6 protein-coding genes are annotated in these 12,547 nt (G+C 70.1%); 4 read left to right on the forward strand and 2 right to left on the reverse strand.

From position 1 onward, the window contains the following. Nucleotides 1–267: 267 nt before the first annotated feature. The 3 genes from ACNYS0_RS08795 (at nucleotide 268) to ACNYS0_RS08805 (ending at nucleotide 5,747) form a co-directional block, all read left to right on the forward strand. Nucleotides 268–3,153, forward strand: coding sequence for a peroxidase family protein (locus tag ACNYS0_RS08795; RefSeq protein ID WP_422472094.1), 2,886 nt, complete (start codon nucleotides 268–270; stop codon nucleotides 3,151–3,153). Next, nucleotides 3,146–4,534, forward strand: a complete 1,389-nt coding sequence (locus tag ACNYS0_RS08800) for a hypothetical protein (protein WP_422472095.1) — start codon at nucleotides 3,146–3,148, stop codon at nucleotides 4,532–4,534. Before ACNYS0_RS08795 ends, ACNYS0_RS08800 begins: the two co-directional genes overlap by 8 nt. Nucleotides 4,535–4,610: 76 nt before the next feature. Then, entirely contained in the window at nucleotides 4,611–5,747 is a 1,137-nt protein-coding gene (locus ACNYS0_RS08805; protein ID WP_422472096.1) for a serine hydrolase domain-containing protein, read from the forward strand. A gap of 21 nt (nucleotides 5,748–5,768) precedes the next feature. Here ACNYS0_RS08805 and ACNYS0_RS08810 read toward each other — a convergent pair whose 3' ends face one another. Continuing rightward, a complete protein-coding gene (locus ACNYS0_RS08810) occupies nucleotides 5,769–7,958 on the reverse strand; it encodes an MGH1-like glycoside hydrolase domain-containing protein (RefSeq protein ID WP_422472097.1) in 2,190 nt (729 codons plus the stop codon). 137 nt (nucleotides 7,959–8,095) lie between these two features. Here ACNYS0_RS08810 and ACNYS0_RS08815 point away from each other — a divergent pair, with 137 nt between their 5' ends. After that, complete coding sequence (locus ACNYS0_RS08815) at nucleotides 8,096–10,747, forward strand: glycoside hydrolase family 31 protein (protein ID WP_422472098.1); 2,652 nt, start codon at nucleotides 8,096–8,098, stop codon at nucleotides 10,745–10,747. A gap of 54 nt (nucleotides 10,748–10,801) precedes the next feature. On the opposite strand, the gene qcrB is transcribed toward ACNYS0_RS08815, so the two are convergent. Next, nucleotides 10,802–12,460: a cytochrome bc1 complex cytochrome b subunit gene (qcrB, locus tag ACNYS0_RS08820; RefSeq protein WP_422472099.1), complete on the reverse strand. Its 1,659-nt coding sequence runs from the start codon at nucleotides 12,458–12,460 to the stop codon at nucleotides 10,802–10,804. Nucleotides 12,461–12,547 lie beyond the last annotated feature (87 nt).

The raw sequence follows: 12,547 nt of genomic DNA on the forward strand, positions 1-12,547 counted from the left end.
ATCGGCGCATGCCGCCGTCAAGACGTCGTCGACCGGCCACGCGCGGGATCTGCGGGTGGGGCGGGTGTGGGGCGGGCGACGCGCGATGCGGGCCCGCGCCGCGTGCCCGGCGCGCTGACAGGGGCAAACCCCGCTGGGCGTACGGGAGTTCGTGCGCACGTACATGGCGGGATCGGTCGCTGCGGCAGGTCCGAGGGCGCCGATAGCGTCGCTGCCCCTCCCCCTGAACGAACCTTCCCCACGTACCTCCGACAGGGACGGCAACCGATGGCCGAGAACGAACGTCAGGCTTCCTACAAGCCTTCGCAGTACGAGCGGTACGAGGGCGGCAGCCCCGAGGCCGAGCGCCTCGTGTTCGAACGGCTCGCGCGCGAGATCATGAAGGTTCAGGTCGCGAACCGGCGGGCAAGCGGCGCCCAGGGCTTCGAGCGGGCCTTCCACGCGAAGGCCGCGCTCGGCGTGGAGAACGCCCGTCTGCGGTTCAACGACGATCTTCCGGCCGCGCTGCGCGCCGGCTTCGCCCAGCCCGGCGCCGAGTATCCGGCGACCGTGCGGCTCTCCAACGCGAGCGGGATGCGGGGGCCCGACGGGGCGCCCGATCTGCACGGCATCGCGGTGCGGGTGCGGACCACGTCCGAGGAGAGCCACGACCTGCTCGCCACCTCCTTCCCGGTGTCGCACGCGGCCAACGCCCGTGAGTTCGTGGCGTTCGCCAAGGCGATGGCCGGGGCCCGCAATCCGCTCCAGAAGGCGTTCGGGCTTTTCGTGAAGCTGCCGCTCGCCGTCGGCCTCGGCACCGCGAACCGGATGCGCCGCAACGTCCAGGCGGCGACCCGCAAGTCCGTCAACAGCCTGGCCCACGAGACGTACTGGAGCCGCGGCGCGATGCTGTGGGCCGACGCGGGGCCCGTCCGGTTCCTGCTGCGGCCCGCCGTGGGCGGCGGCCCCGAGCCGCGCCCCGACCGCCGCGACCCCAACTTCCTGCACCGTGAGCTCGCGCGCCGCCTCTCCCGCGGCGACGTCGCCTTCGACCTGTGCGTGCAGCGCTACGTCGACGAGCGGCGCACGCCCGTCGAGAACAGCGCCGTGGAGTGGAAGGAGGCGATCACACCGCCGATCCCCGTGGCCCGCCTCACCGTGCCGAGCCAGGACATCACGACGGCAGAGGCCCGCTCGGCGGCCCGGCGGATCGAGGAGCTGTCCTTCAACCCGTGGTACACCACGGACGAGTTCCGCCCGCTCGGCAATATCAACCGGGCCCGCAAGGCCGCGTACCGGGCGAGCAGCGCGCAGCGGCACGGCACCCGCTTCACGCCGCACGAGCCGCTCAGGAACCGGGTCCTGGGCGTGCCCGTCGGCTTCGCCTTCCGCGTCCTGAACCGCTATGTCCCGTGGCACAAACTGCCGCTGGACCTGAGTCTGCTGAACCTGGTGTTCCTGCGGAAGGTGCTGCGCAGGCTGAACCTCATCGACACGGACATCCAGGAAGCGCCGCCGAAGGCGGAGCCGGTGCCGGTCCCTATCGACGAGCGGCTGCGCACGGAGCGCTCCTACGACGGCACGTACAACGATCTGTCGGAGCCGAAGATGGGCGCGGTGGGCGCCGCGTTCGGCCGCAACCTCAAGCCCGTATTCCGCCCCGACCTCTTCGACACCCCGAACCCGGTGACGGTCAGCCGCAGCCTCCTGGCGCGCGAGAGCTTCGTCCCGGCGACCTCGCTGAACATCCTGGCGGCGGCCTGGATCCAGTTCCAGGTGCACGACTGGGTCAACCACCGGCGCTACAAGCAGGGCGACAGGGCGGTCGAGGTGCCGCTGCCGCCGGGCGGCGGGACGTGGGTCAACACCCCGGGCGGGCCCGAGGAGAACGTGATGCGGTTCGCCGAGAACGAGGGGCTGGAGCTGCCCGGCGACGAGCCGCCGATCCTGTTCGGGAACACCGCCTCGCACTGGTGGGACGGCTCCGAGGTGTACGGCGGCGACGAGCAGACCGCGAAGCAGCTGCGCGAACCCGAGGGCGGGGCACGGCTGTTGCTGGACGGCGGGCACATCCCCATCGACCGGACGGGCATCCCGATCACCGGGTTCAAGGACAACTGGTGGATGGGTCTCAGCTCGATGCACACGCTGTTCGCCCGCGAGCACAACGCGGTGTGCGACGCGCTGCGCGCCGAGTACCCGTCGATGAGCGAGGAGCGGATCTACCACACGGCGCGGCTCGTGGTCTCGGCGCTGATCGCGAAGATCCATACGGTGGAGTGGACGCCGGCGATCCTCGCGACGAAGGCCATCGACATCGGTCTGCGCACCAACTGGGAGGGCCCGCCCAGGAATTGGCTGAACCAGCTGGGCCTGTGGCTCCTCGAGTCGCACTCCCTGACCGGCATCCCGAAGACGATGCCGGACCACCACGGCGCCCCGTACTCGCTGACCGAGGACTTCGTCACCGTCTACCGCATGCACCCGCTGATCCCTGACGACTACGAGCTGCGCGAGCACCGCTTCGGGCAGCGCCTCGAAACGCTCGGCTTCAACGACATCCAGGGCGCGGCCGCCGAGAGCCAGATCCGCAAGACGGGCCTGGCCGACACCCTCTACTCGTTCGGCATCGCGCACCCGGGCGCGATCACGCTGCACAACTACCCGAAGTCGCTGACGCACTTCCAGCGCGAGGGCGAGATCATCGACCTGTCGGTGGTCGACCTGGTGCGCACCCGCAGGCGCGGCGTGCCCCGCTACAACGACTTCCGTGCGGGCCTGCACAAGGAGCGCATCCGCCGCTTCGAGGACCTGACGCAGGAGCCGGAGACCCTCGCGCGCCTCAAGGAGGTGTACCGGAACGTCGACGAGATCGACACCGTCGTCGGCCTGTTCGCGGAGAACCCGCCGACCGGCTTCGGCTTCTCCGACACCGCGTTCCGCATCTTCATCCTGATGGCGACGCGGCGGTTGCAGAGCGACCGCTTCCTCACCGTCGACTACCGCCCGGAGATCTACACGCCGCTCGGCATGGACTGGGTGGAGAAGGGCGGCATGAAGTCCGTGATCCTGCGGCACTGCCCGGACCTCGCGAGCCTGCTGCCGCGCGACGCCAGCGCGTTCGCGCCGTGGCGTCCGGTGGCGCCCGCGGAGAACGGTGGCGAGCATGGCTGACACCCACTCGGGTCACCAGGGTCTCGACGACCTGCTCGCGCGCCCGCTCCTGAAGACGATCTGGCACCGCCGCACCCACCGGGTCTCCCGCGGCGCTTCGGTGCCGGCCGGCTCCATGAGCTACACGTCCAAGCATCCGCCGCGGCCGCTGAGCGAGCTGGAGGAGGCGCTGCTGATCGCGGTGACCGGCTCGACGGGCCTGACGATGCCGGACCGCCCCTTCGAGGATCCGCGCGACGGCAAGCCCATCATGTCCAAGCCGAACCTGACGATGACGGGCCGCACGGCCGGCAGCCCGGACAACGCGCAGGGCACGTACTTCTTCCTGATCAACGACAGCGGTACGTACTTCCTGCGCAAGCTGCCCCCGGCCCCGCACGAGCCGTTCACCGCCGAGGCGCTGGTCGAGCGGGCCCGGCAGGCGAAGGTGCGGGTCCTCGACCACCGCCTGGACGTCGCCGAGGGGCTGCGCGACTTCCCGGCCTATCTGGACTCCAACCGCTTCCTGTCGAACCTGCCGGGGACGACCGTCCTGTTCCCGGTCGTCGACCTCTCGCACCAGTACATCAACGCCCTGATGTACCTGCTCACCCAGCCGGACGGGGCGCGCCCCACCTTCGTGGACGACCGCAATCTGTACCGGGCGGCGGGCGTGAAGAAGTGGGTCGACAACGGGTTCCTCAACAAGGACCTGAAGCTGCCGCTGGGCGCGCTCGGCCCGATGCGCACCCAGATCGAGGCGGACCTGCTCCTTCAGACGGTGATGCTGACGGCGGAGGCGATGGGCCTGGGCGCCTGGATCCACGCGTCGCTCAACCCGCCCATCGCCCTCGGCGACCCGAAGTTCTCCAAGACGTACGGGAGGATGCTCGGCTTCACGTTCGTCACGCCGCGCTGGCGCCTCGCGGATCTGTGGCGCTGGCACGTCCCGCTGCCCAAGTACGCCAACCTGCGCTCGCATCCGGTGGGCCTGGCCGACCCGGCGAGCGGCGAACCGCTGATCGCCGCGGCCTGCCCACCCGCGCACGCCTCGATGTCGGACGCGGTCGACGCCATCGTCGACGCCAAGTTCGGCACCGGCGGCACCTACGGCGACAAGGACGTCTTCGCCCGCATCTACAGGGAGGACTACGGCCAGCGCTATCTCGCCGAGGCCAGCGAGTACGACGAGCGCGTCATCGAGTGCGCGCGCGACGTCTGCACGTACATCCTCGCCACGCACCGCCGCTTCCCCGCGCACACGGACGCCATCCATGTGCCGGGGGTCTGGCTCCAGGCGCACCACGTGGAGGGCGAGTACTACGAGCGGTTCTTCACGAACGGGCTGACCGACGCGCACCGCGCGCACGACACGCTCTGGGACGGGGAGCCGATGAGTTGAGCCGGTCCGGGCGGTCTTCCTCTGTACGCTCACGCGCACGACGGCACCGCACCCGTACGCATTGGAGGATCGCCCGATGACCGAGAGCACCGGCCTGACCGAGGTCCTGGCCCCACACGTGTCGAAGGGCCCCGTGCCGGGAGCCGTGGCCCTCGTGGCCCGCGGCGACCAGGTAGAGGTGGCGGCCGTGGGCCACATGGACACCGAGGGCACCGCGCCGATGGCCCGCGATTCGATCTTCCGGCTCGCGTCGATCACCAAGCCGATCGTGGCGGCGGCCCTCATGACCCTCGTCGAGGAGGGCCGCATCGCGCTGGACTCGCCGATCTCGCACTGGCTGCCCGAGCTGGCCGCGCCGAACGTGGTGCGCGATCCGGCGGGACCGATCGAGGACGTGATCCCTGCGGCCCGGCCGATCACCGTGGAGGACCTGCTGACCTTCCGGGCCGGCTGGGGCTTCCCTTCCGACTTCTCGCTCCCGGCCGTGCAGCCGCTGTTCGCGCTGATGGATCCGCACCACCCGCAGCGGGTGCCCGAGCCGGACACCTGGCTGGCCTCGCTGGCCGGGGTGCCGCTCCTGTACCAGCCCGGCGAGGCCTGGCTCTACAACGCGTGCTCGGACATCCAGGGCGTGCTCATCTCGCGGATGACGAGCGACTCGCTGCCCGACTTCCTCGCCGAGCGGATCTTCGAGCCGCTCGGCATGGCGGACACCGGCTTCGAGGTCCCCGCTGCCAAGCGCTCCCGCTTCACCAGCGCTTACGTGCCCACTCCCGACGGCGGCGCCGAGCTCGTCGACGCCCCGGACGGAGACTGGAACAGCCTGCCCGCGTTCCCCTCCGGCGCGGGCGGGCTCGTCTCCACGGTCGACGACTGGCTGGCGTTCGCCCGGATGCTGCTCGCCGGCGGCGGCCGCGTGCTCTCCGCGGACTCGGTGCGGCTGATGACCACGGACCACCTGAGCGCCGAACAGCGCGCGGCGAGCGGCCTGTTCACGGAGGGCGAGGGCTGGGGCTACGGCGGCTCCGTCGACGTCACCCGCACCCACCCCTACAACGTGCCGGGCCGCTACGGCTGGGTGGGCGGCACGGGCACGTCCGCCCACCTCACCCCGTCGACCGGGACGGTGTCGATCCTGATGACCCAGCTCGGCATGACGGGACCGACACCGCCGCAGATCATGCGGGACTTCTGGACGTACGCGGCGTCCTGAGCGCCCCGCCCACCGCTGCCGCTACCGCTCCCCGGACAGGATCGGCAGCAGCAGCGAGGCCGACCAGCTGAAGTTCGGCGAGTTGAGCGGGGCGCCGGTCAGCGGGTCGTAGTTCTCCTGGATCGGACGGTCACCGGTGAGCCCCTTGGCGCCCGCGAGGAGCTTGCCGGTGAGCTCGTCCGCGTCCTTCGTGTAGCCGTAGCGGCGCAGGCCGCCCAGCGCGACGTAGGCGTGGTCGAACCAGACGGGGCCGCGCCAGTAAGCCGTCGAGTCGAAGTACGGGGACGCCTTCGACACGGTCGGGAACGGCACGTGGGTGGCGAACTCGCCCGGGTCCGTGAGGCGTTGGCGTACGCGCGCCGCCTGCTCCTTGGTGGCGGCGCCCGTCCACAGCGGGACGGCGCCCTCGATGCCGCGGCCGCGGTCGGTGAGCGGGGCGCCACTCTTCAGACTGATGTCGTGGAACCAGCCGTCGGCCCTGTCGTAGAACCGGGAGCGCACGGCCGCGCTCGTCTCCTCGGACCTCTTCCGCCACTTCGCGGCCTCGCCGGGGCGGCCGAGCGCGTCGGCGATCCGCGCCAAGTAGCCCTGGTCCTGCGCGAGATAGGCGTTGAGGTCGACGGACTCCTGGTCGAGCGAGTAGCCGAGCAGCGTGCCGTCGGCGGCGCGGTTGGCGACGACGGAGGTGCCGAGCTTCGCGTCGAAGCGCGGCGCGTTGTCCAGGCCGCTCTCCCAGGCGGCGGCGAGGCGGCGCTCCTCGGTGGAGTCGTTGGCGGGGTCGACGGTGGCGCCGTACTCGGCGAGCCCGTCGTGGTCGTGGTCCCGGTTGCGGTACCACCAGGCCTGGTAGGCGGCGAGCTTCGGGTACAGCTCGCGCAGGAAGGCCCGGTCGCCGCTCTTGCGGTACGTCTCCCACACCGCCCAACCGGCCATCGGGGGCTTTGAGTTGCGCTCGTTCCAGTTGCCGCCGCCGCGCTCCGGGTCGTTGTAGAAGAGGGCGTCGGGAATCATCCCGGCGTCCTGCGGCCGCTCCTTGTCGTCGGCGGTGATCTGGTAGTCGAACATGGACCGGATCTGCGACTCGGCGAGCGCGGGGTCGAAGCGGGCGGTGCCCACGGCCTGCTTCCAGCTGTCCCAGGCCCACAGCCCGCCGGTGAACCACTTGTACGAGATGGAGGGCGTCACCCCGTCGTGCTTCAACTTGCCTGCGGCGGAACGCCAGTTGGTGACGAGGGTCTCCAGGGACTTCACGGCGGTGCGGCGCCGCTCGGCGGGCACGCCGCGTGTGACCCCGGCGACGTAGCCGCGCCAGCGGGCGTCACCTGCGGTGGCGTACGCCTGCGGGGCGGCCAGGACGGCGCGCGTCCGCCGGGCCTCGCGGGTGCGCTCGGCGTCGGTGAACGTGTAGGACTCGGTCCAGTCGAAGTGGTGCGCGGCGCCGGGCGCGAGCTTCACCGGCGCGGTGGTCTCGGTGCGGTAGGAGTCGCCGTCGACCGTCGTGCGCACGTCGTCCTTGTGCGTCACCTCGAAGCGTTCGGCGCCGTCGGTGAGGTAGTCCCACTTCTCGCGCACCTTGGCGAAGTCGACGCCGACGCCGTGCTCGGTGGACTTCAGGGAGGGCGCGTCGCGCATGGGCGCCTTCTCGGGGCGCAGCAGGCTGCCGGTCCAGTCGGCGCCGAGCGTGCGGGCGGCGGAGCCGGTGTTGCGCACCTCGGCGCGCACCAGGGCCGTCCGGTCGGTGGCGAAGCGCAGTTCAAGGGTGAGGGTCAGGCCGCGCCCGAGGTCGTACGACTGGAGCAGGCGGCCCGGCCGCGAGGTGAAGCGGGGCGTGCCCCCGGCGGCGAGGTCGAGGGTGCGGCCGCCCTCGGTGAGCCGGATCCGGCTGAACGACTTGCTCAGCCACCACGGGTACTCCTGCGCGATGTACAGCGGCCCGCTGAACCCGCCGTACGCGGCGCGGTCCCCGGCCTCCGGCAGGGCGTAGGAGTGCCAGGCGCCGCGGTCCGAGAAGGTGCTGATGGGGTTGTTGTCCTCGGCGTCGCCTGGCAGCGCGGCCTTCGGGGTGCCGTGCAGGTCGAGGACGTCGGCGTAGTCGGGCCCGGGGCGCTGCGCGGCGGAGGCGGGCGGGGCGGCGAGACTCGCACCGCCGACGAGCAGCAGGGCGGCGAGGACGGCGCGGGTGGGCCGGCGGGCGGACTGATGAACGGTCACGAGGCGGCTTCTCCTGTTGACATGAACCTGTGCGAGCGGGATCTTCAACCCTGACTCTGTGCGCAATCCTGCACGTGTGCAAGGAGTTTCAAGCACAAGTAAACAACGGCTGGTCGTTCTGAGCGGAGACGTACCTCATGCGAAGACTGCACCAAAGGCAACCCCACCGAAGAGCCCGCGCCCTGGCCGCCTGGACCACCGCGGCCCTCGCGGCGGCGCTCCTCGCCGCCCCCGCGCACCAGGCGGGCGCGGCAACCCCGGGCAGCGGCGTGCTCGACGCCGACCACAAGAGCGTCACCTGGCAGAGCCCCACCTATCCGTCCGGCACCGTCGACGACCCGAAGAAGTGCCCGGCGCCCGCCGACGACCCGGACGGGAAGACCTGCGACCGCTTCGACCTCAAGGTGTCGGTCCCGGACGGGTACTGGAGCGACAACCCAGAGGGCGGGGTGCCCGTCTCCATCGAGTGGGCGAAGCAGCCCAAGGACGACTTCGACATGTACGTCTACGACGACGCCGGCAAGCAGGTGGCGTCGAGCGCGGGCACCGCCGACCCCGAGGCGACCGTCATCCCGCGCGCGGACGGCACGTACCACGTGGTGGTCGTCCCCTACGACGTGCACGACAACTCCTTCGTCGGCAAGGCCTACCTGCCCGAGACGACGGACGCCGGGAACCTCACCTCCTTCAAGGGCGACGACGGCGGCTACGCCATCGCCGCCGGTGACCTGAAGGCGAGGGCCGAGTTCCTCAAGGGCGGCGGGCTCCGTCTCCAGGCCGACCCCTCGGGCGAGTTCAGCGACCCCGCCGGCTCGCAGATCGTGCGCAAGCAGCCCGCCGTCGACCCGCACACGACGTCCTTCGACACCGGCGCCTACTACGGCATCCGGTCCGCCGACGCCGTCCTGCGCGTCTACAAGAAGCCGCTGCGCTTCGGCCTCTACAAGGCGGACGACAAGACGCGCGTCTGGCAGGAGGACAAGCCGCTGCGCTGGTCCACCGGCGGGATGCGGCAGAGCCTGGAGCGGGGCGCCGACGAGCAGTTCTTCGGCGGCGGGGAGCAGAACGGCAGCTTCTCCCACCGCGACAAGACGGTCCGCGTCGCCAACAACACCGACTGGAACGAGGGCGGTTACCCCAACTCCCAGCCGTTCTACCTCTCTTCGGCCGGGTACGGCGTCTACCGGAACACCTTCGCGCCCGGCGTCTACGACTTCGGCCCCTCCGTCCACACCGGCCAGCAGGAGCGCCGCCTGGACGCGTACTACTTCCTCGGCGACGCGAAGCGGGTCATCGGCGACTACACCTCCCTGGTCGGCAAGCCGTTCATGCCGCCGGTCTACGGCCTCGAACCGGGCGACGCCGACTGCTATCTGCACAACGCCAACCAGGGCGAGCGCCACACCCTGGACGCGCTGAAGGTCGCCGACAAGTACGTCGAGAACCAGATGCCGCTCGGCTGGATGCTCGTCAACGACGGCTACGGCTGCGGCTGCGGCTACGAGAATCTCGCGGAGACCGCCAAGGGCCTCCAGGACCACAATGCCGAGCTGGGCCTGTGGACGCAGGACGGCATCGACAAGCTCGCCGACCAGGTCAAGGCCGGACAGCGCGTCGCCAAGCTGGACGTCGCCTGGGTCGGCAACGGCTACGGCATGGCCCTCGACGCCTGCGACAAGGCGAAGGCCGGAATCGAGGACAACAGCGACGCCCGCGGCTTCGTCTGGATGCCGGTGTCCTGGGCGGGCGCGCAGCGCTGCGCGGTGCTCTGGTCGGGCGACCAGAAGCTGTCCTGGGACTTCATCCGCTGGCAGATCCCGACGTACGCGGGCGCGACGATGTCCGGCATCGCGTACAACACCGGTGACATCGGCTCGATCTACTCCCACGACGCGAAGATGTACGCGCGCGACCTCCAGGCCAAGACGTTCCTGCCCGCCGTCATGACGATGGACGGCTGGGCCCGCGACATGACCACCGGCGAGAAGATCAACCAGCAGCCGTGGGTGGACGGCGAACCGTACCGCTCCATCAACCGCAAGTACCTCCAGCTGCGCGAGCGCCTGATGCCGTACCTCTACACGCTCGCCAAGCAGGCCTCGGACACCGGCGTCGGCGGCGTACGGCCGCTGTGGCTGGAGTACCCGAAGGACGCCAAGACCCTTGGTGCGGAGGCCAAGTACGAGTACCTGGCGGGCGACGACTTCCTCGTCGCCCCGGTCTACAAGGACTCCGAGACCCGCGACGGCATCTACCTGCCGAAGGGCACGTGGACGGACTACTGGACGGGCAAGGAGTACAAGGGCCCGACCACCGTCGACGGCTACCACGCCCCGATCGACACACTCCCGCTCTTCGTGAAGTCCGGGGCGATCGTGCCGATGTGGCCCAAGGGCACCACGTCGTGGAAGAACCGCGACAAGGGCCAGCTGGGCTATGACGTCTACGCGTCGGAGCCAGGACACAGCGCGTACACCCTCTACGAGGACGACGGGGTGACCCGCAAGTTCAAGGACGGCGCGTCGGCCACACAGCGCGTGACCGTCGACACCGACAAGCAGGGCTCGACCCTCGATGTCGGTGCGAGCAAGGGGAATTACGCGGGCAAGGCGAGTGAGCGCGCGTACACCTTCACCGTGCACGGCGCCGAGGCACCGGACCGGGTGACGGTGAACGGGCGCCCGCTGGCCGGAAGTTCATGGTCGTACGACGAGAAGACGCACGTGACGACCGTCCGCACGGCGAAACTGCCGACGGACAAGGCGTTCACCGTGCGGCTGAGCGGCTGAGCGGCAGGGGGCCGGTCCACAGACGGGCCGGCCCCTCCCGCTCAGTCCACCCGCTCAGTCCACCCGCTCCGACTCGTGCCACCCCGCGTGCAGCGCCCGGTACTCCTCGGGCGTCGCCTTCGGGACATAGGTGCCGGGGCCGAACATCGCCTTGGCGAGCCGCGCGCGCATCCGCTGGCGGACGGTGAACTTCCGCTCCACCCCGTTCTCGTCGAACCGCGGCCCCAACTCGTAGGCCCTGGGCTGCTCGTGCTGGTTGAGGGTGTACAGCTCGGCGCGCGTGAGCGGCTCGTGGACCTCGATGTACTCGCCGTGCGGCAGCCGTTTGATCGTGCCGGACTCGCGGCCGTGCAGCGCCTTGTCGCGGTCGCGGTGCTGCAAGCCCTGACAGATCCGCTTGGTGACGATGAACGCGAGGACGGGCGCCAGGAAGAAGCTGATGCGCACGAACCACGTGATGGCGTTGATGGACAGGTGCAGTTTCGTCGCGACGATGTCGTTGCCGCCGCCGATCAGCAGCACCCCGTACAGCGACAGCCAGGCCACGCCGATGGCGGTCCTGACCGGCTTGTTGCGCGGGCGGTCCGCCGTGTGGTGCTCGCGCTTGTCGCCCGTGATCCACGCTTCGAGGAACGGATACACCGCCATGAAGGACAGGATCAGCGGGAACAGCGTGAAGGGGATGAACACGCCCAGTTGCAGCGTGTGGCCCCAGGCGTTGATCTCCCAGGCGGGCATCACACGGATCAGCCCCTCGGAGAAGCCGAGGTACCAGTCGGGCTGCGCGCCCGTCGTGACGAGATCCGTTCTGTAGGGCCCAAAAGCCCACACCGGATTGATGGTCGCCACCGCGCCGAGGGCCGCGAGCACCCCGAAGACGAGGAAGAAGAAGCCGCCTGCCTTCGCGACGTAGATGGGGAAGAAGGGCGCTCCGATGACCTTCTTCTCGCTGCGTCCCGGGCCCGCGAACTGGGTGTGCTTGTGGTAGAAGACCAGGATCAGATGGAGCGCCACCAGGCCCAGCATGATGCCCGGCAGCAGCAGGATGTGGATCGGATAGAGCCGCGCGATGAAGTCGTCGCCGGGGAACTCGCCGCCGAACAGGAACATCGCCAGGTACGTGCCCACGATCGGCACCGCGAGCACGGCGCCCTGCGCGAACTTCAGGCCGGTGCCGGACAGCAGGTCGTCCGGGAGCGAGTAGCCGGTCAGGCCGGTGATGATGCCGAGGAACAACAGGGTCCAGCCGAACAGCCAGTTGAGTTCGCGCGGCTTGCGGAACGCGCCGGTGAAGAAGACGCGCATCATGTGCACCGTCATACCGGCGACGAAGACGAGCGCCGCCCAGTGGTGGATCTGCCGGATGAGCAGCCCGCCGCGCACCTCGAAGCTGATGTTCACGGTCGACTCGTACGCCTGGGTCATCCGGATGCCCTTGAGGGGCACGTAGGCGCCGTTGTAGACGACTTCCTGGGTGCTGGGATCAAAAAAGAAGGTCAGGAAGACGCCGGTGAGGATGAGGATGATGAAGCTGTAGAGGCAGATCTCACCGAGCATGAAGGACCAGTGGTCAGGAAAGACCTTGCGCATCTGGGACTTGGCGAGTTGATAGATCCCGAGCCGGCCGTCCGCCCAGTCGGCGAGGCGTTCACCGGAGCTCGGGGGGTCGGGGCGACGTCCGTCGTCCCGGGCACGCGCGCTGTCATCGCTCATGCGACTCCCCCTCAAGGCCGTTGAGGCTTCCGTCAGGGTAGAGCGCGCAGCGGTGGCACCGACAGAGGGCGAAGCGCGGTCAATCGG

The organism is Streptomyces anthophorae (assembly GCF_049310305.1).
Lineage (GTDB): Bacteria > Actinomycetota > Actinomycetes > Streptomycetales > Streptomycetaceae > Streptomyces.